The 26450-nt window shown below is 71.7% G+C and carries 20 protein-coding genes; 9 read left to right on the top strand and 11 right to left on the bottom strand.

Going from position 1 to position 26450, the window contains the following annotated elements; genetic code table 11:
* Window positions 1-236: 236 nt before the first annotated feature.
* Both J8M50_RS24370 and J8M50_RS24365 read right to left on the bottom strand, forming a co-directional pair.
* Entirely contained in the window at window positions 237-650 is a 414-nt protein-coding gene (locus J8M50_RS24370) for a VOC family protein (protein WP_010359156.1), read from the bottom strand.
* Window positions 647-1225: a dihydrofolate reductase family protein gene (locus tag J8M50_RS24365; protein ID WP_029184512.1), complete on the bottom strand. Its 579-nt coding sequence runs from the start codon at window positions 1223-1225 to the stop codon at window positions 647-649. Before J8M50_RS24365 ends, J8M50_RS24370 begins: the two co-directional genes overlap by 4 nt.
* Before the next feature lie 163 nt (window positions 1226-1388).
* On the opposite strand from J8M50_RS24365, the gene J8M50_RS24360 reads away from it, so the two are divergent.
* The 3 genes from J8M50_RS24360 to rsgA all read left to right on the top strand — a co-directional run bounded on the left by J8M50_RS24360 (window position 1389) and on the right by rsgA (window position 4306).
* Window positions 1389-1994 (top strand): dihydrofolate reductase family protein, encoded by a 606-nt coding sequence (locus J8M50_RS24360; RefSeq protein ID WP_010359158.1) that lies wholly within the window; start codon window positions 1389-1391, stop codon window positions 1992-1994.
* Window positions 1995-2190: 196 nt separating this feature from the next.
* Complete coding sequence (locus J8M50_RS24355) at window positions 2191-3108, top strand: NmrA/HSCARG family protein (protein WP_010359159.1); 918 nt, start codon at window positions 2191-2193, stop codon at window positions 3106-3108.
* 103 nt (window positions 3109-3211) lie between these two features.
* Window positions 3212-4306 (top strand): ribosome small subunit-dependent GTPase A, encoded by a 1095-nt coding sequence (rsgA, locus tag J8M50_RS24350; protein ID WP_010359160.1) that lies wholly within the window; start codon window positions 3212-3214, stop codon window positions 4304-4306.
* 15 nt (window positions 4307-4321) lie between these two features.
* Here rsgA and J8M50_RS24345 read toward each other — a convergent pair whose 3' ends face one another.
* Together J8M50_RS24345 and J8M50_RS24340 are read right to left on the bottom strand one after the other, a co-directional pair.
* Window positions 4322-4972: a histidine phosphatase family protein gene (locus J8M50_RS24345; RefSeq protein ID WP_010359161.1), complete on the bottom strand. Its 651-nt coding sequence runs from the start codon at window positions 4970-4972 to the stop codon at window positions 4322-4324.
* A 38-nt stretch (window positions 4973-5010) separates the two neighbouring features.
* Window positions 5011-5763, bottom strand: coding sequence for an SDR family NAD(P)-dependent oxidoreductase (locus tag J8M50_RS24340; RefSeq protein ID WP_010359162.1), 753 nt, complete (start codon window positions 5761-5763; stop codon window positions 5011-5013).
* Window positions 5764-5939: 176 nt separating this feature from the next.
* Here J8M50_RS24340 and J8M50_RS24335 point away from each other — a divergent pair, with 176 nt between their 5' ends.
* The 5 genes from J8M50_RS24335 to J8M50_RS24305 are packed head-to-tail and all read left to right on the top strand — an operon-like array spanning window position 5940 to window position 15625.
* Window positions 5940-7259 (top strand): aspartate aminotransferase family protein, encoded by a 1320-nt coding sequence (locus J8M50_RS24335; protein ID WP_010359163.1) that lies wholly within the window; start codon window positions 5940-5942, stop codon window positions 7257-7259.
* Complete coding sequence (locus tag J8M50_RS24330) at window positions 7256-8677, top strand: class I adenylate-forming enzyme family protein (protein WP_010359165.1); 1422 nt, start codon at window positions 7256-7258, stop codon at window positions 8675-8677. The genes J8M50_RS24335 and J8M50_RS24330 overlap by 4 nt, the downstream gene beginning before the upstream one ends.
* Before the next feature lie 12 nt (window positions 8678-8689).
* Entirely contained in the window at window positions 8690-9730 is a 1041-nt protein-coding gene (locus tag J8M50_RS24325; RefSeq protein ID WP_010359166.1) for a ketoacyl-ACP synthase III family protein, read from the top strand.
* On the top strand, window positions 9727-14901 hold the full coding sequence (locus tag J8M50_RS49215) for a type I polyketide synthase (RefSeq protein WP_010359168.1): 5175 nt from the start codon (window positions 9727-9729) through the stop codon (window positions 14899-14901). The genes J8M50_RS24325 and J8M50_RS49215 overlap by 4 nt, the downstream gene beginning before the upstream one ends.
* The gene (locus tag J8M50_RS24305) at window positions 14888-15625 is read left to right on the top strand and encodes an alpha/beta fold hydrolase (protein WP_223786259.1); all 738 of its coding nucleotides are present in this window, start codon (window positions 14888-14890) and stop codon (window positions 15623-15625) included. The genes J8M50_RS49215 and J8M50_RS24305 overlap by 14 nt, the downstream gene beginning before the upstream one ends.
* 7 nt (window positions 15626-15632) lie before the next feature.
* Here the strand turns inward: J8M50_RS24305 and J8M50_RS24300 are convergent, their stop codons facing one another.
* The 7 genes from J8M50_RS24300 to J8M50_RS24270 are packed head-to-tail and all read right to left on the bottom strand — an operon-like array spanning window position 15633 to window position 24915.
* A complete protein-coding gene (locus J8M50_RS24300; protein ID WP_010360142.1) occupies window positions 15633-16589 on the bottom strand; it encodes a Gfo/Idh/MocA family protein in 957 nt (318 codons plus the stop codon).
* 4 nt (window positions 16590-16593) lie between these two features.
* Window positions 16594-18330 carry a B12-binding domain-containing radical SAM protein gene (locus J8M50_RS24295; RefSeq protein WP_010360140.1) on the bottom strand — a complete coding sequence of 579 codons (1737 nt, stop codon included), beginning with the start codon at window positions 18328-18330 and terminating at the stop codon, window positions 16594-16596.
* Window positions 18331-18379: 49 nt separating this feature from the next.
* Window positions 18380-20107 carry a B12-binding domain-containing radical SAM protein gene (locus J8M50_RS24290; protein ID WP_010360139.1) on the bottom strand — a complete coding sequence of 576 codons (1728 nt, stop codon included), beginning with the start codon at window positions 20105-20107 and terminating at the stop codon, window positions 18380-18382.
* Window positions 20100-21779: a beta-ketoacyl synthase N-terminal-like domain-containing protein gene (locus tag J8M50_RS24285; protein ID WP_010360138.1), complete on the bottom strand. Its 1680-nt coding sequence runs from the start codon at window positions 21777-21779 to the stop codon at window positions 20100-20102. The genes J8M50_RS24290 and J8M50_RS24285 overlap by 8 nt, the downstream gene beginning before the upstream one ends.
* Complete coding sequence (locus J8M50_RS24280; RefSeq protein WP_079076215.1) at window positions 21776-22711, bottom strand: glycosyltransferase family 2 protein; 936 nt, start codon at window positions 22709-22711, stop codon at window positions 21776-21778. Before J8M50_RS24280 ends, J8M50_RS24285 begins: the two co-directional genes overlap by 4 nt.
* Window positions 22708-22983, bottom strand: a complete 276-nt coding sequence (locus tag J8M50_RS24275; RefSeq protein WP_010360135.1) for an acyl carrier protein — start codon at window positions 22981-22983, stop codon at window positions 22708-22710. The genes J8M50_RS24280 and J8M50_RS24275 overlap by 4 nt, the downstream gene beginning before the upstream one ends.
* A gap of 30 nt (window positions 22984-23013) precedes the next feature.
* Window positions 23014-24915 carry a KedN5 family methylcobalamin-dependent radical SAM C-methyltransferase gene (locus J8M50_RS24270; protein WP_100216935.1) on the bottom strand — a complete coding sequence of 634 codons (1902 nt, stop codon included), beginning with the start codon at window positions 24913-24915 and terminating at the stop codon, window positions 23014-23016.
* A gap of 497 nt (window positions 24916-25412) precedes the next feature.
* Here J8M50_RS24270 and J8M50_RS24265 point away from each other — a divergent pair, with 497 nt between their 5' ends.
* Entirely contained in the window at window positions 25413-26441 is a 1029-nt protein-coding gene (locus tag J8M50_RS24265) for a PIG-L deacetylase family protein (RefSeq protein WP_010360132.1), read from the top strand.
* Window positions 26442-26450: the final 9 nt, after the last annotated feature.

Below are 26450 nucleotides of genomic sequence, written 5' to 3'. Positions count from 1 at the left end.
TTGGATGACCGTCGGCCGCCATTGGCGGTGGCAAATCCAGTTGTACTGCCGCTGCTGCCGTGCGCGGAGCCGGAAGGAACTGGTGCGGTGTCGGCGCAGGCCGCGCTCGGAGTCGGGGGCGGCGGATCAGGCTGGGGCGAGGCCGACGTCGACCAGCACCACCAACAGGCCCACCCCGGATGCCGCTCCTCGTGCCATCCGCCTCCGCCTTCCCCGGCTGTGAACTCCTGGCCGCCTCAGGTGAAGTCTTCCGCGGTGATGCCGTCAGCATGTCCGGACGGCCACTCCACCAACTCGATCCGGTAACCGTCCGGGTCCGTGAGCCACGACGTCTTCGGGCCGTGGGGGCCGCCCGGGTACTGGAGGGGTCCGGGGCTCAGGCCCGCTTCGGCCAGCGTCTCCCGTGTGGTGGCGAGCGCTTCCACCTGGATCGCGAGGTGGTCGAAACCGCTGCCCACGTCGACCGGTCCGGCGCCGGGACGGTGGACCAGTTCGAGCGAGGCCGCCGGTTCCTCGGGGAACTTGAGGATCGCGAGGCACGCGCCGTCGCCGATCTCGACCCTGCCCAGTTCGGTGTAGCCCAGGGCCGTGTAGAAACCGAGCGAGCGGTCCAGGTCGGTGACGCGGTACGAGACGAAGAGCGTCTTCACGCCGCCGCCCCCTGCACCCGGTACCGAAGGTGGGTGACGTCCCGGTCCTCCAGCCGTCGGACGAGGTCGAGTTCGATGTGGTCACTCCCCAGGTGGTCGAACAGCCGCCGGCCGCTCCCGAGGAGGACCGGAATCAGATGGATCTCCATCTCGTCCAACTGCCCGGCCCGCAGCAGCGCTTGCGCCGCCCCCGCCCCGTGCACCAGGACCGGCCGGTCCCCCGCAGCCGCGCGCGCCTGCCGGGCGCAGTCCTCGGCGTCGGTGACGAAACGCGCGTGGCCGGGTGGCACGTCCCCGTCCGCCACCCGGTGGGTGAGGACGAAGATCGGTACGCCGTCGTGGTGGTCGCCCTGCCAGCGCCCGGCGAGTTCGAAGGTGCGCCGGCCGGAGATCACCGCGCCGGTCCCCGTCGCCTCGCGGTAGACCTGACCGCTGGGACCGTCGGACTCCCGGTCGTCGAGCCAGTTGAAGAGCCGCCCACCGTCACGCCCGAGCTCCTGCCCCGGGCGGTCGTCCGGACCGGCGATATAGCCGTCGAGCGACATCGACATGTACAGCCGAATCGGGTTGTCCATCATGTCCTCCCTCGTTCCTGGTCCGCCGCCAGGGCGGCCTTGTCACGAGGAAGACCTCAGCCGACCGGCAAACTCATCGGTCCTCGACATTCCGCGGCGCGGCCGATGAGTTTTCGGCTCCCGGCCGGTCCAAGCTCGTGACACCCAAGGAAAGGACACCGCGATGTCGGAACTCCTCGTCGACTTCATCACCTCCCTCGACGGCTACGCGTCGGGAGAGGGATGGCCCGGATTCTGGGGCCTGGAGGGCCCGGAGTACCTCGCGTGGCTCGGCGAGCAGCCCAAGGTCACCTACCTGATGGGCGCGAACACCTACCGCCTGATGTCGGGCTTCGCCACGGGCGAGGTCCCGAGCGGCCAGGACGAGTTCAGGCCCGAGGAAGAGGCGTCCGTCGACGAGCTCACGCAGGCGTCCAAGGTGGTGTTCTCCTCCTCGCTCAAGGAGCCGCTGACGTGGGCCAACTGCACGCTCGTCCGCGACGACGCCGTAGAGACGGTCCGCGCCATGAAGGCGAACGGCTCGGGGCTCCTCAGCACGATCGGCAGCGTCAGCCTGTGCCGGTCCCTGCTCCGTGCCGGACTCGTCGACCGCTTCCGGGTCGTGATGTTCCCGGTGATCACGGGGGCCACGGGCGAGGAACGCATCTACGACGGCTATCCGGACGTCGCCCTCGAAATGACCGAGCACCGCACTTTCGACGGCCGCATCCAACTGGTCGAGTACAAGCCCAGCGTGCTCGACCACCCACCGCTCGGCACCCCTGCGTGACGTCACCCGTCGGCGCCGGTCCGGACAGTCACCGGGCCGGCGCCTGCGGGTCTGCTCCTGGGAGGCCTCGGCTTCGGCGAGATGCGCCGGCCGGTCACCGTCTCCTCGTTGCTCAACGGCGGGCCCTGCCCTATCTTGGCGCCACGAAGCGGAGGGTCCCGCCGTTTTCCCTCCCGGTCCGTGAGGAGCAGCGATCATGCCCGTAGACAGCGACACCGTCCTGGTCACCGGCGCCACCGGCCAGCAGGGCGGGGCCACGGCTCGCGCGCTCCTGGCCGCCGGGATACCCGTACGTGCGCTCGTCCGCGATCCACAGTCCGAGCCCGCCCGCGCGATCGAGACGCTGGGTGCCGAGCTGGTGCGGGCGGATCTTTCCGACCGGTCCTCCCTCGGTCCGGCGGTCGAAGGGGTCCGCGCGGTGTTCTCCGTGCAGATGCCGCCGATGACCGAGACCAGCGTCGACTTCGCGGGCGAGCTCGCCCAGGCCACCAACCTGGTGGACGCGGCGAAGGCCGCGGGAGTACGGCAGTTCGTGCAGTCCTCGACCAGTGGAGTCGGCGAGCACACCCAGGTCCCCGGCTGGGCCGAGGGCCGCTGGGCGGCGTCGGCCGACTACTTCAACACCAAGCAGGCGATCATCGAGGCGGTACGGGGTGCGGGTTTCGCCCGCTGGACGGTGATCAAGCCCGCCTTCTTCATGGAGAACCTGCCCCTGCTGGCACCCCGGGGGCCCCGGGGCGGGCTGCTGACCGTGCTGAAACCGGATACCGAACTGGCCCTGGTCGCCGTACGGGACATCGGTACGGCTGCTGCGCACGCCCTCCGGGACCCCGACCGGTTCCACCGGGTGGAACTGGAACTGGCCGGCGACCTGCGCACGATGGGACAGATCGCGCAGACCTTGTCCGCCGCCTGGGGCGTGCCCGTGACCGCGCCCTCCATGACCCTGGAAGAGGCCCTCGCCGCAGGCATGCCGACGTGGGGAGCCGGACACGAGTGGAACAACGCGGTCCTCCAGCCCGCCCGGCCCGCCTACGCCCACGAGCTGGGCATCCCGCTCACCACGTTCACGGAGTGGGCGGACGAGCAGCTGACACCCGATCCGACGCCATGACCTTCAGCAGCGCCCTGCACCGGCCCTTCGTGTGCCCGCCGCCCGGCGACTAGACTGCGGGTCCGAGCACCCCCACCCGCACACCCCCTCTGGAGGGGCAAGCTTGACCGCCTCCGACTCCCATCCACTCCACCCGTACGGCTGGAACGCCGCGTGGGCCGCCGACTTCGCCCCGTACGAAGCCGACGGTCTCCGGCCGGGCCGTGTGGTGCGGGTCGACCGAGGGAGCTGCGAGACCGTCACCGCCGCCGAGGACGGCCGGGTGTCGACCGTACGGGCGGGCACAGGCCCCGTGGCCTCCCCCGACCCCCTGCTCACCCCCTGCACCGGCGACTGGGTGGCGCTCGACGCGGACCAGGAAGTCGTCCGGGTGCTGCTGCCCCGGCGTACGGCGTTCGTCCGTGCCGTCTCCTCGCAGCGCTCCGACGGTCAGGTCCTGGCCGCCAACATCGACCAGGTCCTCATCGCCGTCTCGCTCGCCGAAGAGCTGGACCTCGGGCGCGTCGAGCGTTTCCTCGCCCTGGCGTGGGAGAGCGGCGGGCAGCCGGTGGTGGTCCTCACGAAGGCCGATCTGGTCCCCCACCCGGTGACGCTGTCCCACCTCGTCGAGGACACGGAACGGGCGGCCCCCGGAGCGCGCGTACTGCCGGTCAGCGCGGCCACGGGACAGGGCATGGACGCCTTCGCGGCCCTCGTCGACGGAACCGCCGTCCTCCTCGGCCGGTCCGGTGCCGGCAAGTCCACCCTCGCCAACGCGCTCACGGGAGCGGACGTACAGCGGGTCGACGCCACGCGTGACAGCGACGGCAAGGGGCGGCACACAACGACGACCCGCGACCTCCTGCCGTTGCCGGGCGGCGGTGTCCTGATCGACACCCCGGGGCTGCGCGGGGTGGGACTGTGGGAGGCCGACCACGGCGTCGCCCAGGCGTTCACCGACGTGGAGTCCCTCGCCGGGAACTGCCGTTTCCCCGACTGCTCGCACCGTGAGGAGCCCGGGTGCGCGGTGCTCGCGGCGGTCGAGGACGGCGAGTTGTCCCCGCGTCGGCTGGAGAACTACCACAAGCTGCTCCGCGAGAACGACCGGATCGCGGCCCGCAGCGACGCGCGGCTGAACGCGGAGATCCTGCGGAGCTGGAAGCGGAAGAAGGCGCTGGGCCGCCACATGATGGAACGCAAGCGCGGCCCGCAGCAGTAAAACCGGCGTAGACGACTACGCGGCCGTATCGAGGTGCCGCGCGTCGTCGAACCGGAGCAGGCGCCACCCCGAGCCGTCGTGCACGAACTCGTTGATCGACGTCGCGGCGGGTGTCGAGTCCGTGAACAGCACGGGCGGCAGGACGTCGAGCAGCGCGGACATCACCGCGACGATGAACCCGGCGTGGCACACCACGAGGACGGTTCTGCCCCGGTGCCGGGAGACCAGGTCCTCGACAACGCGGCCGGCCCGGGTCCGGAACCGGTTCCAGGTCTCCCCGCCGGGGGCGAACGGCCGGTCGGGATGGGCGGTCATGTCGAACGCCCCGTGCACGCGCTGGTATTCGTCGATGGACAGACCGTCGGCCGCCCCGAAGTCGAGTTCCCGCGCCTGCGTCTCGACGACCGGTGCCCCGAACTCCGGTCCGCTCGCCAGGATCTCGGCGGTCTCGCGGGCTCTTCGTACCGGGCTGGTCAGCAGCGCGTGCGGCGGCTGCGGTTCGGCCGCCAGCCGTGCCGAGAGCCGGGCGGCCTGTTCCCGCCCCCGCTCGGTGAGCCCGGAGCAGGTGCGGACCCCGGCGATCAGCTTCTTCACGCTGGCGTGCGACTGGGCGTGCCGCACCAGCAGGAGCCGGGTGGTGGAGAGCTGTTGCTGTTCGTGTGCCATGGGCGTCAAGGTTCCTCGGATCGGCCTGCGCGGGCAGGTCAGTGGAGATCCCAGCCGCCGTCGACGGTCAGACTCTGGCCCGTGATGAAACCGGCTCCGGGAGAAGTCAGAAATGCTACGGCCTCAGCCACGTCCTCGGGGCTGCCATGGCGTTTGACGCATTGCCGGTCGAATTCCCGTTGCCTCCAGGAAGGGTAATCCGGGTGGGACCTCTGTTCGGTACTCAGTTCGATCGGCCCCGGTCTGACGGAATTCACGGTAATGCCGTGCGGACCGAGTTCGCGGGCAAGAGCACGAACGAATGCCTCCAGGCCGCCTTTCGCCGCGATGTAGGGGGCGAGTTCCACGCGCCCGATCCGGGTGAGCACCGTGGAGACGGCCACGATCCGGCCGGTTCCGCGCGCCACCAGATGGGGTGTGGCGGCCCGGACGCAGGCGATGTGCGCCAGGAGATTGACGTCCACGGCCGAGCGCACGGCGTCCCACGTGGTGTCCTGCCAGGGGGTGTACGTGTACGCCCCGGCGTTGCAGACCAGGACGTCCAGGCGCGGCCCGCAGGCGTCCATGGCCTGTCCCAGCCGGTCCACGGTCTCCTCGCGGGTCAGGTCCCCGACGACGGTGGCGACGACGTCAGCGCCGGCCGCTGACGCCTGGTCAGCGGTGTAGGAGAGTCCGGCGTCCCGGGTCAGATGGGTCAGCACCAGGTCATGGGTGGTGGCCAGCCGTACGGCGATGGCGGCCCCGAGGCCCGATCCGGCCCCCGTGACCACCGCGACGCCCCGAGACGACATCACATTCCCCTTCCGCGACGGGCGCCGATCACCTGTCCGATAGTGCCATCCAAGACAGGCCGATCACCCCCCATGATCCGGCCAATCCGGCAACGCCCGCTGTCGGCCCCGAAATCCCTGGGGCATTCTGTGATGCTGGATCAGGCCGACGAAGCTGGAGGTTTTCAGTGGGTGCCATGGACGCCAAACGTCGGACGAACGCTGATTGTCTGGAGGACATCAAAGAGGTCATCGCCGGCGGTGTCAGCAGCAGTATGCGTGCGGCGGCCGTCCCCGTTCCCCTGGTCGTACGGCGTGCCGAAGGCTGTCTGATCCGCGATGTCGAGGACGGCGAGTTCGTCGACTTCAACATGGGCTACGGCCCGAATCTCTTCGGCTATGCCGACCCCGACGTGGCCGCCGCTCTGGCCGACCAGTTCACCCGGGGCCATATGACCGGCCTGCCGCATGAACTGGACGCCGAGGCCGGAGCCCTGGTGGCCGAACTGGTGCCGGGCGTGGAGCAGGTCAGGTTCGCCAACTCCGGGACGGAGGCGGTCACTTCCGCGCTGCGGCTGGCGCGCGCCTCCACGGGCCGCTCCCTGGTGGTCACCTTCGAAGGGCACTACCACGGCTGGAGCGAGACCGTCCTGCGCGCGGGCAAGAACACGCTCCAGATCCAGGGCACCCGGCCGACGGACGTCGTCCCGGGCGCGCCCGGGATGATCCCCGAGGCCCTCGCGCACACCGCGCAGTTACCGTGGAACGACGCCGCTGCCGTCGAGGAGTTGTTCGCGCGGGACGGCGACCGGATCGCGGCCGTCATCCTGGAACCGGTCCTGGTCAACGCCGGGGTGATCCCCCCGCTGCCCGGCTTCCTCCAGCTGCTGCGCGACCTGACCGCGCGCAGCGGCGCGATGCTGGTCTTCGACGAGGTGATCACCGGTTTCCGGGTCGCCCGAGGCGGGGCGCAGGAGCTGTACGGCGTCGAGCCCGACCTCACGGTCCTGTCCAAGGTGATGGGCGGGGGGTTCCCGGTCGCCGCCTTCGGCGGGCGGAAGGCCGCGATGCGGATGCTCGCCACGAACGAGGCGCACCACGCGGGCGTCTACGCCGGGAACCACGCGGCGCTGCGTGCGGTCGTCACCGTACTGACCAAGATCCGTGCGCTGCCCGGCCTCTACGAGGAGTTGGAGGCCGTCGGCGCCGGTGCGGAGGAGGCCGTGCGTGAGGTCTTCGCCGTGGAGAAGCGGCCCGTGCACATCAGCCGGGTCGGCTCGCTGATGTCCGTGGCCCTGCTCAGGAAACCGCTGGAGAAGGGCGACAGCCTGCGCGACCTCGCCGGGGCCGCCGACTTCTCGCGGCACCGGCGCTTCCAGGCCCTCGCCCAGCGGGAGGGCGTCTACTTCCATCCGAACGCGCTGGAGCCGTGGTTCCTGAGCACCGCGCACACCGGGGACGTCCTCGACAAGGCGGTGGGGGCGCTGCGGCGCGCCCTGACCGATCTCGGAGGATGACCGCCGCGCGTACGGAGCTGCTCTCCCTGCTGCGCGCCCAGGCTGCCCGTGCCGGGGACGCGCCGCTGATCAGCGACGACTACGGGACCACCAGCGCGGCGCAGTTGACCGAGCGGGTCGACGCCCGGGCGCGTGCCCTGCGGGAGGCCGGCGTCGGGCCGGGCGTCCTGGTGGGAACCGTCGCCTGGCCCGCGGCCGAGTTCAGCGCCGACGTGTTCGCGATCATCTCCACCGGCGCGGTCGCGGTGCCGCTCTCGCGCCGGCTGACGCCGTGGGAGCTCCAGCGGCTACAGGAACGCTGTCCACTCGACTTCCTCATCGCCCCGGACTCGTCGCCGGCCTTCCCGGTCACGGCCGCGCGCTGGGAGGAACGGACCTTGAGCGTCGGCCGGGAAGGACCCCCGCGGCCCGCCTTCGAGGAGGCGGCGACGGCGCAGATCACGTCGGGCACCACCGGCTACCCCCGGGTCGCGCTGCGCTCCGCCGCCGCCCTGCTGTCCGAGGCCGGGCATTACCGTACGGCGCTGGGTCTTGGGCCGGAGAGCCGGTTGCTGTGCCCCGTACCCCTCCAGCACGCGTACGGCTTCGGCCTGTGCGCCGTCGCCGCGCCGCTGGCGGGCGCGCCCGTGCGCTGTACGACGCCGGGCAAGCCGCGCGTGCTGCTGCGCGAACTCGGCGCCGGGGACGTGACGTTGTTCGTCGGGGTGCCCCCCATGCTGCGGCTGCTGGCCAAGGCCGCCCGCTCCCGCCCGTACGACGGCCCCGCGATCGGTTTCCTCTCCGCCGGCATGGCGCTGGACGCGCACACCGCCGAGTTGGTCGCGACCCGGCTCGGCGGGCACGTCGGCCAGGTGTACGGCACCACGGAGACCGGGCCGATCTGTGTGAGCCGCCCGGCCCCGTGGCAGCCCGGCGCCCGTGGTCCCGGCCCGCTCCTGCCCGGGGTGCGGGTCGAACTGTCCCCGGTTCCGGGGGACGACGTGACGGGGCTGGTGACCGTCCGGTCGCCGTCGATGATGCTCGGGTACGTCGAGGGCGGCGCCGTCGACGCGAGCGGGCTGCGGGACGGGTTCACCACCGGTGACCTGGCCCGCTGGGAAGGGCCCGACCTCGTGCTCGCCGGGCGTCTGTCCACCAGCATCAACGTCGCGGGCGCCAAGGTCAGTCCCGAGGAGATCGAAGCCGTTCTGCTCGCCTTCCCGGATGTCGCGGCCTGTCTGGTGTCCGGTGTGGACGATCCTGTCCTCGGACAGCGCATCAGCGCGACGGTGACGCCCGACACGGTCGACCTCGACAAGCTGGAGCGCTTCTGCCGGGAGCGGCTGTCGCCCTCCTGGGTCCCCCACGCCTTCGCCTCCAGGGCGGAACTGCCGACCACCGAGACCGGGAAGGTCATCAGGCCCCGGACCGGTCAGTGAGGACATGTGAGAGTGAGAACAGAGAACATCTTCCTGGCAGGCACCGGGGCGTTCGTCCCGCCCCGGGTGAGCGTGGAGGAAGCGGTCCGGCGCGGGGCGTACGACCGGGAGCGGATGGAGTCCTGCGGCTGGCGGAACATCGCCGTGGCCGACGGCATCTCCGCGCCGGACATGGCGGTGGCGGCCGTCCGGCAGGCGGTGGACCGCTCGGGCCTCGGCCCCGAGGACATCGACCTCCTCGTCCACTCCTGCGCGTACCACCAAGGCCCCGACGGCTGGTCGGCGCCCCACTACATCCTGCGCGCCACCCTCGGCTCCCCTATCCCGGCGCTGACGGTGGAGCAGGGGTGCAACGCGTTCCTCGCCGCCGTCGAGATGGCCACCCAGTACCTGCTGTGCTCGCCGTCGCGCACCGGCGCCGTGGTGAGCAGCGCGGACAACTTCGGCGCCCCCTCGGTCGACCGGTGGTACGCCCACCGCGACGCGGTGCTCGCCGACGCGGCCACGGCGGTCGTCCTGTCGAAGCAGTCCGGCTGGGCGGCGCTGCGTTCCGTCGAGTCGGTGTCGCTGCCCCAGTACGAGATCCTCAACCGCGGGCACGAGCCGATCTTCCCTCCGGCGGTGACCACCGGGCGGGCGCTCGACATGAACGAGCACCTGGAGGCGATGGTCGAGGAACTGGGCCCGAAGGCGTCGGAGATCGGCCAGGAGTACGGCGCGAGCGGCGCCAAGCTGGTCGAGCAGGTGACGGGCGAGGCGGGGATCACCGTCGCGGACCTGTCGAAGGTGCTCCATCTCGGGGCGGGCACCACGGACTTCCTGGACAGCCATCTGCGGCCGATGGGCCTGGACGCGTCGCTGGGCGCGGTCGACTTCTTCCGCGACATCGGCCACGCGGGCGCCGCCGACGTCGGGTTGCAGCTCAACCACCTCGTCGAGGACGGGCAGGTGGACGCCGGTGACCACCTCCTGCTGCTGAGCGCCGGCCCCGGCCTCATGATCACCGCGGCCGTGGTCACGGTCCTGGAAGCTCCCGCCTGGAGCCTCGTGTGACGGGCACCTCGCAGGAACAGGGCGACGAGCCCATCGCGGTCGTCGGGCTGAGCTGCCGGTTCCCCGGTGACGCCGACTCCCCCGACGCGTTCTGGGACCTCCTCGTCCAGGGCCGGGACGGCATCGGCGACGGGGCGGAGCGCTGGGCCCCGTACGCGGGCACCGGGCCCGAGCACGCGGCCGTCGTGCGGGAGACCCCGACCCGGGGCGGCTTCCTCGCCGACATCGCCGGTTTCGACGCGGAGTTCTTCGGGATCGCGCCGCGCGAGGCCGAACTGATGGACCCTCAGCAGCGGCTGCTGCTGGAACTGGCGTGGGAGGCCCTGGAGCACGCGGGGCTCCCGCCGCTGGGCCTGGGCGGCACCGACTGCGGCGTCTTCGTGGGCGTCGGTTCGGACGACTACGGGCGCCGGCTGCTGGAGGACCTCGCCCGGATCGAGCCCTGGACGGGTATCGGCGCGGCCCTGTGCGCCACGGCCAACCGCATCTCGCACAGCCTCGACCTGCGCGGACCCAGCCTAGCCGTGGACACCGCGTGCTCCGCCTCCCTGGTCGGGGTCCATCTGGCGTGCCGCAGCCTGCTCGCCGGGGAGTCGGACGTGGCGCTGGCGGCGGGCGTGAACCTCATGGTGGCGCCCGGCCTCTCGGTCACCCTGGCCCGTGCGGGCGCCACCTCACCGGACGGCCACAGCAAGCCGTTCGACGCCTCGGCGGACGGCTACGGCCGGGGCGAGGGGGCGGGCGTCCTCGTCCTGAAGCGCCTCTCGGACGCCGAGCGGGCGGGGGACCGGGTCCTGGCGGTGATCCGGGGCAGCGGGGTGAGCCAGGACGGCCGGACCGCCGGCATCATGGCGCCCAACGGTGAGGCGCAGGCGGACCTGTTGCGCAGGACGTACGCGCAGTGCGGGATCGCCCCGCAGAGCGTCGACTACGTCGAGGCCCACGGCACCGGAACCGTCGCGGGCGACCCGCTGGAGGCCGGTGCGCTCGCCGCGGTCTTCGGCGCGGGCCGGCCGACGGACAGCCCGTGTCTCATCGGCTCGGTGAAGGGCAACATCGGGCATCTGGAGGCCGGTTCGGGGATCGCCGGGATGATCAAGACGATCCTCGCGCTCGTCCATGAGGAGATCCCGCCCAGCGTGCACTTCTCCGCCCCCAACCCGCGCATTCCCTGGGCGGAGGCGCGGCTGCGGGTGACGCGGGAGCGCACTCCGTGGCGCCGTGGGGAGCGTCCCCGCCGGGCGGGTGTCTCCAGCTTCGGCTACGGCGGCACGATCGCCCACGTCGTCCTGGAGGAGGCGCCGGCGGCCTCGCATCGGGAGGAAACACCGGCAGCCTCGCAGGACGCACTGCCCCGCCTGTTCCCTCTCTCCGGCCGGTCCGAAGCGGCCGTCCGGGAGGACGCCGCGCGGCTCGCCGACTGGCTGGACGGGCCGGGCTCGGACGTCGCGCTCGCCTCTGTCGCGCAGTACCTGGGAACCCGGCGCAGCCACCTGGAGCGCCGGGTCGCCGTCGTCGCCGCCGACCGCGCGGAGCTGGCGGGCGGGCTGCGCCGCTTCGCCGCCGGTGACGCGGCGCCCGGCCTCGTCGAGGGGACGGTGACGGACGAGGGCCTGGACGACGTGGTGTGGGTCTTCTCCGGGACCGGCGCCCAGTGGCCGGGCATGGGCCGCGAACTGCTGGCCACGGACGCCGTCTTCGCCGAGGTGATCGACCGGATCGGGCCGGTCTTCGCCGAGGAGTTCGGCGCGACGGCCCGGGAACTGATCGAGGACGGCGACGTCAGCCGCGTGGACGTGGCCCAGACGATGATCTACGCGGTGCAGATGGGCCTGGTCGCCGTCTGGCGGTCGCTCGGGGTCCAGCCCGCTGCGGTCATCGGCCACTCCATGGGGGAGATCGCCGCCGCCGCGACGGCCGGGGTGCTGTCGCTGGAGGACGGCGCCCGGCTGGTGTGCCGGCGCAGTGTCCTGCTGCGGCGGGTGGCCGGCGCGGGCGGCATGCTGATGATCGGCCTGCCCGCCGACGAGGCCGAGGCACGGCTCGGTGGCACCGACGGCGTGGTGCCTGCGGTCCTCGCCTCGCCCACCACGACCGTGGTGGCCGGCGCGGTCGCGGAGATCGAGGCCCTCGCCCGGGACCTGTCCTCGGACCCGTCGCTGCTGGTGCGCCGCGTCGACAGTGACGTGGCCTTCCACAGCCCGCAGATGGAGCCCCTGCTGAAGGAGTTGGCCGAGGCGGCGGCCGACCTCACCGTGCACGCCCCCCGCATCCCCGTCTACAGCACCGCGCTGGCCGACCCGCGCGACACGGCCCTCCGCGACGGCGCCTACTGGGCGGCCAACCTGCGCAGCCCGGTACGGCTGTCCGGCGCCGTGTCCGCAGCGGCCGAGGACGGATTCCGTACGTTCCTGGAGGTGTCGGCCCACCCGGTGGTCCGGCACTCCGTGCAGGAAACCCTGGACACGGTCGGCGCCGACCGGCACTGCCTCGCCGCCTCCCTGCGCCGCGACACCGGCGAGCGGCAGCACCTGCTGCTGAACGCGGGGCTGCTGTACTGCCACGGCGTCCCCCTCGACTGGCCGTCCGCCCCGGACGCGCGGCCCCTGTCGCTGCCGGTCCGCAGCTGGCGGCGTCAGCGGTTCTGGCGCGACCTGCCGGTCCACCGGGCCGACCGGGGCCGGCACGACCCGGCGAGCCGTACCCTGCTGGGTCCGCGCACCACGCTGGCCGGGACGACGCCGCTGGACCTCTGGCGCACCCGCGTCGACCTGGAGTCCCGGCCGTATCCGGGCAGCCACACCATCCACGGCGCGGAGATCGTCCCGGCGGCCGTCGTCCTCCAGACCTTCCTGGACGCGGCCGGGGTGAGCGGCCTCTCCGACGTGTCGTTCGACCTGCCGCTGGCCCTGTCCACGGCCCAGGACGTCGACGTGATCGCGCAGGACGGCGTACTCCGCCTGCTGTCCCGGACCGCCGACCCGGACGGGGACGAGCGGTCGTCGCTGACCCACGCGGTGGCGTCCGTGTCCGGCGACGCCCCGCCGCCCCTACAGCCGGCCGTGGACGGACCGGGAACGGCACTCCCCCACGACCAGATCACCACCCACCTCGCCTCGGTCGGCGTACCGAGCATGGCCTTCCCCTGGCGCGTGGAGCGTCTGGAACGGGTCCCGGACGGGCTGCGCGCCGACATCGTCGCGTCCGATGAACCGACGTCCTGGGCCCCGCTGTTCGACGCCGCGCTGTCCATGGCGGCCGTCGCCTTCCCCGGACCCGCCGCGCTGCGGGTGGTGGCCGGCGTCGGCCGCGTGTGGACCACGGCCGAGCCCCCGCCCCGCGCCCGCCTAGAGGCGTACGTCGACGGCGGGGACACGGTGAACGTACGGATCACGGCGGCCGACGACCGGACCGTGGCCGTGCTGTCCGGGGTCCGGTACGCGGGCGGCGATACCGAAGCCCGGTCGGCCCCGCCCGGCGACCTGCTGTTCCGGACGGACTGGAACCCCCTACCCCTCGACACCCCCCGCCCGCACCGGCCCCTGGTGCTGGTCGGCGCGGACGGCGAGCTGACGGCGGCACTGCGCGCCACGGCCGACGGACTCGGTGTCCCGTGCCTGGCGGCGGAGTCCCCGGACGGTCTCGACGGCCTGCGCGGGCAGGTCCCCGGTCCCGTGGACGTGCTCCTGCTGCCCCTGCCGGACCGTCCGGCCGGGGAGAGCGAGGCGGCGGAGCGTGCCGTGCGCGAGGCGTGGCAGCTCGCGTCGGTGGCGCGGCTGCTGGGCGCGTGGCCGCCCGGTACGGCGCGGCTGTGGTCGCTGACCCGTGGTGTCCGCGAGGCGGACCGGCTGGAGTCGGTGGCCCAGGCAGCCCGGTGGGGTCTCGGCCGGGTCGTCGGGGGCGAGCACCCCGAGCTGTGGGGCGGCACGGTCGATCTCGCCCCACGGCCCACCGGGGACGACCTGGCCGCCGTGCTGCGCGTGGTCGCCGCGAACCCGGGCGAGGACGTCGTCGCCGTCCGGGAGGGCGGGGCCTGGGCGAACCGGCTGGTCCGCTCCGTGAACGCGGAAGGCGCGCCGCTGCGGTGCCGGCAGGACGGCACGTATCTCGTCACGGGCGGTCTGGGCAGTCTGGGCGGGGAGATCGCCCGGTGGCTGGTGGAGCGGGGCGCGCGCCGCCTCGTGCTCGCCGGACGTAGTGCCCTGCCGCCTCGTTCGGAGTGGGACGCCGTCACCGACGAGGTCCAGGCGCGCCGCGTGGCGACGGTCCGCAGGCTCGAAGCTCTCGGGGCGACCGTACGGGTGCTGTCCCTGGACCTGTCGGACGCTGAGGCGGCTGCCGCCGCTCTGACCCCGGACGCGCTGGGCATGCCCCCGGTCCGTGGGGTGGTGCACGCGGCCGGTGTGCTCCAGGACCAGTTGGTCGACGGGCTCGACGCCGACGCCCTGGCTGCGGTGATGCGGCCGAAGGCGGGCGGTGCCCTGACCCTGCACCGGCTGTTCCCGCCGGGGAGCCTGGACTTCCTGGTCCACTTCTCGTCGTGCGGGCAGTACCTGGGCCTCACCGGCCAGGCCGCCTACGCGTCGGCCAACGCCTTCCTCGACGCCATGGCCGGGTACGACCACACCCTCGGTGCCGTCGGCAGCATGAGCCTGGCGTGGACGTCCTGGCGGGGCATGGGCATGGCGGCCAACGCGGCGGTGGACGCCGAGCTCCAGGCGCACGGCGTCGGCGACATCACGGCGCCGGAGGCCTTCGCCGCCTGGGACCTCGCCGGCCGGACCGGCGCCGCGTCCCTCGCGGTGCTGCGCACCGTGCCGCTGCCGGGCGGGGGCCGCCGTACGGGGTTGCTGCGCGACCTCGCCAAGGAGGCCCCGGCGCGGGAGGCGGCGGTCGGGGCCCTGCCGTCCGAGGAGTTGTCGGAGGAGGAGTTGCGGGCTCTTCTGCACGAGCAGACGGTCTCCGTGATCGTCAGTGAGATGAAGCTGGAGCGGGCGCAGCTCGACCCCGACCGGTCGCTGCTGAAGTCGGGGCTGGACTCCGTGATGGCGATCGTCATCCGGCGCCGTCTGGAACGGCTGCTGGAGCGCAAGCTGCCGGCCAACCTGGTCTGGCATCAGCAGACGGTCACGGCCATCGTGAACTACCTCGTGACCAGTGCACGTTCCTGAGGCGCCGTTGACGCTGAACTGCCGGGTCACGGGTGACCCGGCGGGGAGGCCGGCGGTGCTGCTCCACGCGCTGGGGAACACCGGGCGGAGCTGGGACCGGCTCGTCTCCGCGCTGCTGCCCCGGGGCCGCCGATTGTTCGTGCCGGACCTGCGCGGACACGGGCGCAGCCCCCGGGCGGAGGCGTACACGTTCGAGCTGATGTACCGGGACGTGCTGTCCCTGCTGGACCGGCACCGCCTGGACGAGGTGGACCTGGTGGGCCACTCCATGGGGGGTCATGTGGCCTGGCTCATCGCCCAGCGGCATCCCGCGCGGGTCCGCAGGCTGGTGATCGAGGACACGCCTCCGCCGCCCCGGGACGCGGCGGCGCAGGCGGAGTTGTGGGCGCGGTCCGGGGCGGGCGGCGGGCAGGCGCACGTCATCTCGCTGTACCGGGAGTTCCGCGAGCTGCACCGGGCCGGGGAGCTGGACAGCGCTGCGGTACGCCCTGTCATCGACGGCCTGCGCACGGCGGACCCCGGGTGGTGGCGGCGGCTCGCCGACGTCACCGCCGAGACGCTGGTGATCAGCGGCGGGCTGTCCAGTCCGGTCCCCCGTTCGCTGCTGGCCGAGGTCGCCGAGGCGGTGCCCCGGGGACGGCTGCTGGCCATCGACGCGGGTCACTACGTGCATCGCACCGAACCTGAGTGTTTCTGCGCCGAGGTGGCCCGCTTCCTGCGCTGACCGTCCGTCACCCGCCCTGTGGCAGGGGCGCCGTGGCGCGCCGGTAGGCCGACTCCACGACGAGCTGGACCTCCAGGGCGTCCTGGGCGCTCACCTTCGGATGCGCGGCGGGGGCGCCCGTCACCAGGTCGAAGTGGGCCGAGATCGCGGCGAGTTCGGGGCGTTGTCCGGCCGATTCGACCGTGCCGTCCGCCCGGCGCAGTTCACCCCGGCGCAGGTCGAGGACGTGGTCACCGTCCTCGGTGGTGACGGTGACCGAGGTCTCCAGCCTGCGCGCGGCCCGGTCGATACGCAGTGTCGCCGGTACGCCCTGGAACGACAGGTCCAGCCGGACCCGCTCCTCCACGCCCGGCGCGTCCACCTCGCACGCCTCCACGTCCGGCGCTCCGAAGACCGTCATGAGCAGGTCGAGGGCGTGCGGCCCGAGGTCCAGGAGCGCGCCGCCGCCGGCCCGCCGTGCGTCGCCGTACCAGGGCGTGTAGGCCCGCCAGACGCGGTTACCGGGGGTGGCGAAGGAGAAGTCGACGCGCTGGGCGCCGGGCCGGGCCGCGTCGGCGAACGCCTCCAGGAGCGGGTGGAAGCGGAAGGGCATGTTCACCCCGAGCAGCTTCTCGGCCGCCGGGTGGGCCGCCATCCGCCGCGCCTCCTCCACGGTGGCGGCGAGGGGCTTCTCGCACAGCACCGCGATGCCGGCGTCCAGCGCCGCCAGCACCGGTTCGGCGTGGGCGTCGTTGGGCGTACAGACGCTGATCAGGTCCGGGCGCGTCTCGTGGATGAGGCGGTCGACGGAGGTGCCGGTCCACACCTGCGGGCGGTCCGCCGTCAGCGACCGGGCCCGTTCGACGTCGGCGTCGACCAGGCCCACCAGTTCCATGGCGTCCCGCTCGTCGGCGCAGGGCAGGTGGTAGCGCTCGAAGACCCGGCCGCAGCCGACGGCCGCGTACCGGATGCGCTCGCGGGTCACCGCCTCACCCCCTCACCTGGGCGAGGGCGTGCTCGCCGCACGCCTTCGCCGTCTCGGCGACGAAGTCGGGGAAGGCGTGGCCGAGGTGTTCGCGGTCGTACGCGGTGATCATGGCGCGCAGTTCGGTCTCCAGCCGGTCGGCGAGTCCGGGCGGGTTCTCGTCCGCGAGGAGCAGCCCCGCGTTGAGGAAGGCGATCAGCAGCCCGGCGAGCCCCTGGTCCCAGCTGCGCAGCCGGCCCAGCAGGGGGCGCAGGGACGCGGCGCCGGTGCCGCGCCGGGCCCGTACGGTGTCCGCGATGCTCTGCGCGAGGAAGGGGACCTCGTTCTCCTTGCGGTCGTTGATCTCCGAGGAGACCCGGCTCCAGGCCGTCCACAGGTGTTCCACCCGCTCGTCCTCGACGAGGTAGTCGCGCCGGGCGTGCCGCAGCACTTCCCGGGCGACGCCGTCCACGCCGGGGATGTCGGGTTCCTCGTACCGCGTGGCCTTGTCATAGATCTCGGTTCCGCGCAGGGCGATGGCCCGGTTGATCAGGAAGAACGGGTTCTCGCTCTCGTGCACCCGGGCGGCCACGATGAACTTGAGGTTCTCCCAGAGCTCGTCGAGGGTCGTACCCGGTTCGATCATGATCCAGCCGGGTTCGAGTTCGATGCCCTCCTGTTTGAACAGGCGGGCGGCGTCGAAGTTGTACTCGACGGTGGTCCCCTTGCGGAACCGCTTCATCATGCCGGGCGACCCGGTCTCCATGCCGAGGAGGGCCAGGTCCATGCCGGCCCGGCGCAGGGTGCGCAGCGCCTCCCGGTCGATGAGGCCGGTGTCGACGCGGAACTCGCAGTGGAAGGTGAGCTTCAGGCCCCGGCGGAGGATCTCCTCCGCGAAGCCGACGGCATGGTGGTAGCCCTCCTGGAAGGCGCCGCCGAAGTTGTCGTCGTTGAACCACAGGAACCGGGTCCCGAACTCCCGTTGCAGATACTCGATCTCGTCGACCGCGTCCCCCACCGGCCGGACCCGCCAGGGCCCGTCCACCACCCCGGGCTGCCGGGGCGCGTAGCAGAAGGTGCACTTGGCGTGGCAGCCCCGGCTCGTGTACGTGGACGCGCGCGGTGTGGGGATGCCGTTCTTGCGGTGGTGCACGAGCAGGTCCCTCGCCGGCCAGGGCTCGTTGGCCAGGTCGGGGAGCTTCGGCGGGCCACTGCTGCGGACCCGGCCCTCCTGCCAGAACCACAGCCCCGGCACACCACGCCAGTCACGCCCGGCCGCGAGGCACTCCATCAGCCCTTCCACCGTCAACTCGCCCTCACCGAAGGCCACACAGTCCGCCTCCGGGATGCGCTCGGCTATCAGCTTCGCGTTGTACGTGCAGAACGCCCCGCCGATCGCCACGAACACCGACGGATCGGCCTCACGGACGCAGCGCAGCAACCGCACCGCATCGACGATGTGCAGGTCGTACATGATGCTGATCCCGACGAACTTCGGCCGCTCACGCCGGATCAGATCCGTGATCACCTCATCGCTGGGGTTACGCCCGTGCAGGTTCAGCGCCCGCACCGAGTATCCGCACGCCCTCAGATGACCGGCGATGCAGGCCACTCCCAGGTTCTCCCGGACGCGCTTGTAGAACAGGCGCATCGCGGGGTCGAGGGACAGGTACTCCTCGTCGTTGATCAGGACGTTCTGGTTGTTCAGGCTCGCGGCGCCGGTGGGGATCTCCCGGGGGGTCAGCAGGACCACATCCGCCATGACCGGTCTCCTCTCTCGTCTTCATGTGCGCGTCCCGACACCGGCCGGGTCAGCCGGCCATGACCTGCTCTCCGCACAGCCTCTTGGTCTCTTCGACGAACACCTGGTAGGTCTCGCCCAGGACCCTGCGGTCGTAGGCGTCGACCAGCGTGCGCAGCTCGGCTTCGAGCCGTTCGGCGAGCCGTGGCGGGTTCTCGTCCGCGAGGAGCAGCCCGACGTTGAGGAAGGCCACCAGCAGGTCCGGCAGGCCGTCGGCCCACCCGCGCAGCCGGCTGAGCAGCGGGCGCAGCCCCTGCTCCCCCCGGGCCCTGCGCGCCCTGGTGGCGTCGACGATCATCTGGGCGACGAAGGGCAGCTCCTCCTTGCGGTTGGCGACCTCCGCGCTCACCGTGCTCCAGGCCGCCCACACGTCCTCGACCCGGGCGTCCGGGATGCGGTACTCCCGGCGGGCCTCCAGCAGGACGTCCCTGGCCGGCCCTTCGACGCCCGGGAGTTCCGGCGGGGTCGGGTCGGCGATCTTGTCGTACATCTCCGTGCCGCGCAGGGCGATGGCGCGGCTGATGAAGGAGAACGGGTTCTCGCTCACGGCGATGTCGGCGGCCACGATGAACTTCAGGTTCTCCCAGAGTTCGTCGAGGGTCGTGCCGGGTTCGACCATGATCCAGCCGGGTTCGAGTTCGATGCCCTCCTTCTTGAACAGGCGGGCGGCGTCGAAGTTGTACTCCACCATGGTTCCCTTGCGGAACCGTTTCGCCATCGTCGGCGCCCCGGTCTCCATGCCGAGCAGCGCGGAGGCCATGCCGGCCCGGCGCAGGGTGTTCAGGGCCTCCCGGTCGACGAGGCCGGTGTCGACGCGGAACTCGGAGTGGAAGGAGATGTCCAGCCCCCGGCGGAGGATCTCCTCGGCGAAGCCGACGGCGTGGTGGTAGCCCTCCTGGAAGGCGCCGCCGAAGTTGTCGTCGTTGAACCACAGGAACCGGGTCCCGAACTCCCGTTGCAGGTACTCGATCTCGTCCACGACGTCGACCGGCGAGCGGACCCGCCAGGCGTTGCCCGCCGTGACACCCGGCGCCCGGGGCACGTAGCAGAAGGTGCACTTGGCGTGGCAACCACGGCTCGTGTAGGTCGACGCCACCGGTGTGGGGATGCCGTTCTTGCGGTGGTGCACGAGCAGGTCCCGGGCTGGCCAGGGCTCCTGGGTGAGGTCGGGGAGTTTGGGCGGGCCGCTGCTGCGGACCCGGCCCTCCTGCCAGAACCACAGTCCGGGCACACCGTGCCAGTCACGGCCTGCCGCGAGGCACTCCATCAGCCCTTCCACCGTCAGCTCACCCTCACCGAAGGCCACACAGTCCGCTTCGGGGATGCGCTCGGCTATGAGTTTGGCGTTGTACGTGCAGAACGCCCCGCCGATCGCCACGAACACCGACGGATCAGCCTCACGCACACACCGCAGCAACCGCACCGCGTCCACGATGTGCAGGTCGTACATGATGCTGATCCCGACGAACTTCGGCCGCTCACGCCGGATCAGATCCGTGATCACCTCATCGCTCGGATTACGCCCGTGCAGGTTCAACGCCCGCACCGAATAACCGCACGACCTCAAGTGACCGGCGATGCAGGCCACCCCGAGGTTCTCCCGGACCTTCTCGTAGAAGAGGCGCATCGCAGGGTCCAGGCGGAGGTACTCCTCGTCGTTGATCAGGACGTTCTGGTTGTTGACACTGGAGAACCCGGTGAGGATCTCCCGGGGTGTCATCAGCACCGCGTCAGCCATCCGTACCCCACTCCCTGCGCCCGGCCGCGCCTCCCGTCAGGAGGAACGCGGCGTTGTTGCCGCCGAACCCGAAGTTGTTCACCAGCACGGAGCGAATCCCGTCACAGGGCTCCGGATCGCGCAGTACCCGCACATGCCGCGCGTCGAGGGGCTTGCGCAGCCCGGGGGTCCCCGGAAGCACCTGGTCGCGCAGGGCCCGGACCGCCGCCACGACGCCGGGGAACACCGAGGCGTGCAGCAGGTGGCCGGCCGCCCCCTTGTACGAGCTGACCGGGACGCCCCGCCAGTCGTGCTCGGCGCCGATCTGGTCCAGGGCCAGGAGTTCGGCTTCGTCGCCCTGCCGGGTGCCGGGGGCGTGGCCGTGGACGTAGTCGACGGTGGTGAGGCCGGCCATGGCCAGCGCGTCGCGCATGCACGCGGCGCCGATGTGCGCGTTGAGGCGGCTGAGGCCCTGTCCCGCGACCCGGCAGGAGATGCCGCTGAGCGTCGCCAGGGGCGTCTGTCCACGGGCCGCCGCGCGCTCGGCGGTCTCCAGGACGATCACTCCGGCGCCTTCCCCGATGGTGACGCCGGAGCGGTGCTCGTCGAACGGGCGGGCGGCGGTCGTGCTCGTCGCGCGCAGGACGTCGAGGCAGGCGTAGTCGTAGGCGTTGAGGGACGACACTCCGGTGACGACGGCCGTGTCCGCGAGGCCGCACAGCAGCCATTCGCGTGCCATGGCCAGCCCGAAGGCGCCGGACGCGCAGGCGTGGGCGAGCAGCACCGCGTCTGATGGGGCGACGCCTGATCCGTCCGCGTCCCAGTCGGGCTCCACCGCGATCTCGTCGATCCGGGGGGCGTCGGCGACCTGTGGGAGGTGCGGGACGACTCCGGCGGACACGAGCAGGGTCCGGCCCGGCAGTTCGTCGAGTCCCGCTTCTTGCAGCGCCTCCGAGCGGGCCCTCTCCAGTAATGCACGCCGTGTCGGGTGTCCGGAGACCCGTGTCTGGCACACGGTCCTGCTGCGGAAGCGGGACGCGTCGAAGCGGGTCAGCTCGGACAGTTCGCGGCGGCCGTCCAGCAGGCCCTGCCAGAACGCGGTTCCTCCGTCGCCGAAGGCGGTGACGAGGCCGGTGCCGGAGACGACCACGGACGCTCCGCCGGTCCGGGGGGCGCTGTCGGCGGCGGTCACGGGGACGGCCGCGATCCGGTAGCCGTCCTCGTGCTCGGCCTGTACGACCTCGCACACGACCATCGCCTCGTGCAGCCCTGCGGCGACGGCGCCCCATGCCCAGCGCACCGCCTGGAGGGTGGCCGCGCGCGGGCTGATCAGCACGTGGCCCGTCCCGTTCCAGCCGCCGGCCTGCGCCAACTCCTGGAGCAGTTGCGCCGGTTCCGGGGTCATGGCCTCGGACGGCCGTAGCCTGCGGCCTCCCGCCTCGGCCTCCACGCACCGGCCGACGTACTGGGAGGTGGCCGCCACGCAGTAGTCCGTGGCCGCCATGATCACGGGGACACCGGCGCGCAGGGCGGCGGGCAGGTGGTCGAGTGCGGTGGACAGTACGTCGACGAAGGCGGCGGGCAGCGACGCTCCGGCGGCGAGGACGGACAGGTCCTGCCGGGAGCGCAGTGCCTCCAGCGACCGGGGCGCCGTTCCGCCCACGGTCACCGTGCCTGCCGTCGGGTGCGTCATGACACCGCCGTTCCGGGGGCCAGCGCGTGGCCCAGCCTCGCGGCCAGTTCGTCGAGGGAGAGGCGGCCGGTGAGGAAGGGGCCGACGTCCGCGAGGCGCGGGTCCCCGTGCCGGTCGGCGACGCGCTGCCAGAACCTCGGCAGGAGGTCGCCGGTGTCCCGGCGGGCCGTCGGCAGGTGGTACGCGGTCGTGTCGAGCAGGCCGAAGGCGGCGCCCTCGGCGGCGAGCCGCAGTCCCAGTTCGAGGTCCTCGCCGCCCCACAGCTGTCCGTAGTGCTCGTCGAAGCCGCCGACCCCGTCGAACACCGTGCGCCGGACGCTGGTACTGGTGCCGATGCAGCTCAGCCAGCGCAGCGGGGCGTACGCGGGTGACCGTGTCACCTGCCGGGCGGTCCGCTCGATGAACGAGCGGCGCGGCCCGAGCAGGGGGACGGCGGCGTCGAGGCCGGCGACGGTGGCGGGGTCGATCGTGCGGTTCCGGGCACCGGTCAGGGTTGTTCGCAGGGGCCGGGGTTCGGGCGTCAGCGTGAACGCGGACAGGTCGGTGACGGCGCCGTGCACCACGGTGGCGCCGGGCGCCTCCCGGTGGGCCGCGAGGTGTGCCTCCAGGAGCCCGGGGGTGGCCAGGGTGTCGTCGTCGAGGAAGAGCAGGAGTTCCCCGCGCGCCAGCCGGGCCCCGGTGTTGCGGGCGCAGGCCACCCCGCGCCCGCCCGTGGTGGCCTGGCGGACCGGCAGGCCCGGGGGAAGGGCGGACAGCACCTCTTCCACCGCGCCGCGCTCCGGTGCGTCGTCGACCAGGACGACCTCGAACCGCTCACGGTCCAGGGTCTGGTGTCCCAGGGCCGTCAGGGTGAGCAGGAGCCGGGTGGTCCGGTCGCGGGTCGGTACGACCACGCTGACCGCCACGGCTGCCGGTGTCATGGCCGTCGTCACGTCAGGGAGGGGCTCTCGCCGGCCTTCTGCTGGAGGATGTAGGAGGCGAGGCCCTCGATGGAGAAGAGGGTCTCCTCCGTCAGGTCCTCGTCCTCGAAGACGACATCGAACTTCTCCTCAAGGATCAGCAGGTACTCCAGGGCGTCCAGGGAGCTGAACCCGTACTGGTCCACGAGGCTGGCGTCGCCCTCCTGGGGGGCCGGCCGGTGCTCTCCCTTGGTCATGCCCGCCGCTATCTCGTGGAGCTCCCGTATCAGCCCGGCGCGGTCCATCGTCGTGTCTCCCGTGGTGAAGGATCTCGGTCAAACCTTGGTGAACTGTTCGTCGAGCTGCTGCTCGGTCAGTCCGCGGAAGCGGTCCATGCGGAAGTAGTGCTGGAGGTCACCGCCGAACTCGGTCCGGTAGTAGAAGTCGGCGGTGTGGCGCTCCGGCTCGGTGCTCACCGTCTCCCCGCGCCGCAGCGCGGCGATCAGCCGGGGCACGGGGTGGGTGAACTCCGCTTCGCTGCGCAGGTACCAGCTCTCGCCGTACTTGCTGACGACCGGGAGGTCCTCCTCGGGGCCCGATCCGTCGGGCAGCCGGCGGACGGGCTGGCACAGCAGGTCGTAGCGGAACACCTCGTCGAGGACCGGCAGCAGGTGCTCGGGCAGCGCGGGGCGCATGGCCTCCTCCCACCACTGCCGCAGCAGCCTCTTGGTGAGCAGTCGCCAGACGTTGGGGTCGACGAGTTCACTGGCGGAGTTCGCCGGCCTGGCCACCGCGCACAGCTCCCTGGCGTCGGGGTCCTCGCTCTTGTCGACCCAGTCGGAGAAGCTGAGGAGCACCTGTGACTGGGGGACGCCGGCGAGCGAGCGCAGGGCGACCCAGATGTTGTGCAGGAACAGGCTCCGGGCCAGGACCCGGTTCCAGCAGATGAAGCGGAGCATGCGCTCGTTGTCCGCGAGCGTCATCGTCCGGTGGGAGAGCACGTAGTCGAAGTCGTCCTGCTCGCCGCGCACGGTCACCAGTCCGTGCTGTTCGCGCTTGTCGTGGTATTCGGTGTTCGGCAGCAGCATCAGCGGGTGGACCGCGATGAACGGCGTGTGCTGTGCCGCCCGGTCATAACCGTCCAGGAACGATTCGACCGTCTCGCCCGGCGCTCCCCAGATCAACTCCAGATACGGGGTGATGCCGTGATCGGTCAGCCAGGCGACGAGGCTTTCCCAGTCGTTCAGCTTCATGTTCCGCCGGCGCATGAGATCCAGCACCGAGTCGTCCATCGTCTGGAGGGCGAGGATGAAGGCGCTGTGCATCCCGGACTGTTTCATCTTCTCCATGATGCGGTAGAAGCCGGGAGACTTGTTCTTGGCCCAGGAGGTTTCCAGCCGCTTCGGGAACCCGTACTTGCGGCGCACCCGGAGCATGTCGTCCAGGAATTCCTCGTCCTGGCGCATGAGTCCGAAATTGGAGTCGGCGAGCATCAGGATATCCGCGCCGTGCCGCCCCAGGACTTCGAGTTCCTCGCGCAGCCGTTCCCGTGAGAACGCCCGGATCTTCTGCCCGGTGGCGCCTCCCCAATAACAGAAGGCGCACTTGTACGGGCATCCCCGGTTCGTTTCCATCAGCGCGTAGTCGTAGCGGAAGCCGCCCTTTTTGTCGACCAGTGGAATCGCGCCGGTCAGAATGGGGGACGGCAGGATCTCCAGGTCCTGGATGCGCTCGCGTTCGGGGGTGGTGACCAGGTTCCCGTCGGCCTCACGGAAGGAGATGCCGCCGATCTCGTGGAGTTCGCCGCGCTGGGCGCCGTCCAGGTAGCCGTTCAGCAGGTCGCGGAAGATCAGCTCCCCTTCGCCGTTCACCACCACGTCGACCTGGGGGAACATGCGGAAGACCCGCTCGGCCTGGTAGGCGACGTGGTTGCCGCCGAAGACGACCCAGCCCTGCGGGTTCATCTGCTTGAACGTCTCCGCGAGGGTTCCGAAGGCGCGGAAGTTCCAGCCGAGGACGGAGAAGCAGAGGATGTCGGGGCAGCCGTCCCGAATCAGGTCCCGGGCCATGGCGTTCAGGCCGGCGTCGCCCGGATAGTTCCTGATGGAGATGTCCATACGGCGTCGAATGCGGTCGTCCGCGTCGGCATAGGCCTTGAGGTAGCCGATCGCCAGAGGCATGGAGGCAGCGGAATTCCCCCAGACTCCTTGTTGAACCAGCAGTACGCGAGTCTCCATTCCCCTGCCTTGTCCTCTGAGTCGCCCGACAGGTCAAATCGCACTTTGAGGCTACAGGAGAAGATCTCCGACGCAATGGCGCGTCCGGAACCGGGCCGTCGGCGTGGCCTATTCCTTCCGTTTACCATCCGTTCGGCCCTGTCGACGGCCTGATGACGGCCACCGCCCGGGTCCGGGTCGGCCACTCGCGGCGCCTTCGGAAAAATGGGTGCTGACATGCGAAGTTCGTCGGCGCGGGCCCGGCCGCCGCCGGATTCCGGAGAGGGTCTCCGGATATAACACGTGAACCGAAACGAATGACCGAAAGCTATCGTCCCGGTGGTTACCCAGGGCAATCGTGATCATTAGATCACCATATTTTCGGCCACCCGTCCCCCCATTTTCTGCCTCTTCGGATCACGCTCTGGGCACACCTGGAGGCGATCTGTATGCTCCGGCCCTATGGCGTCTGTCATTCGTCACCACGGGCTCGGAGTCATCGGAGTTATCGGAGTTACATGACGGAGATTCCTGACACGTGGTACCCGATGGTCCTGCCGCACGTGGAAACAGCGGACGGGACGCTGCGTTTCCTGGGGCACCAGGTAGAGGGGTACGGCCATCTGTCGGACCGTGACACCGCCCTGCTGTCCCGCTGCGACGGCAGCTGGCCCCTCGCCGGGTTCCCCGAGGCGGACCGCGAGACCATCGGCCGGTGGCGTCGGCACGGCCTGCTGCTCATGGCGCCCCCGCTCCCGCCCGGCCCTCCGGCCACCGAGCCCCCGGTGATCGTGTCCCCGCATCCGGACGACGCCGCGCTGGCCCTCGGCGGAACGGTGGCCCGGCAGGGCGCCCGGTTCCTCGACGTCTTCAGCGTCGAGACCTGGACCAAGGACCCGTACTACGCCGAACGCCCGGCGCTGACCCGGCGTCTGCTGCTGGACGAGGAGGGCGTCGCCGCCCGTGTGCTGCGCGCCCGGGTGGAGCTGCTGGGCTTCGTCGACGCCGCCGACCGCGACCTCAGACGGGACCGGTTCTTCACCGCCCCGGCCTGGTCCGACGGGTCCGTACGGGAGGAACCGCAGCTCTTCGACGCCCTCACCGAACGTCTCGCCCCCCTGCTGGAGGGCGCCGGCCCGGTCTACGCGCCCCTCGGCGTCGGCGGCCACGTCGACCATGTCGCCTGCCGGGAGGCGGTCCTCGAACTGGCCCGGACCGGCCGGCTCGGCTCGGCGCGGGTCGCCTTCTACGAGGACCAGCCGTACTCCCTGTTCGCCTCCGCCGAGGAGACCGCGAAGAACCTCGGCGCGCGCCTGGCCGAGCAGGGACTCGGCGGGCTGCGCCCCGAGCTGCTGCCCGTGGACGACGAGGCGCTGATCACCAAGTGTGAGGCGCTGGGCGCCTACCGTATCCAGGTACGCAAGGGCATCATCCAGCGCATCCGCCGGCACGGCGTGCGCCTGGCGGAGGGCTCCGGGTTCCCGGCCGCCGAGCGGATCTGGCTGATGCGTCCCCCGACAAGCGACCGCGGCCCCGCCGCTCTGTGAAGGGTTTCC

This window comes from Streptomyces acidiscabies (assembly GCF_020010905.1).
GTDB classification, from domain to species: domain Bacteria; phylum Actinomycetota; class Actinomycetes; order Streptomycetales; family Streptomycetaceae; genus Streptomyces; species Streptomyces acidiscabies.
Note: the sequence above shows the minus strand (reverse complement) of the source record. Positions and strands in the feature narration are given on the sequence as shown.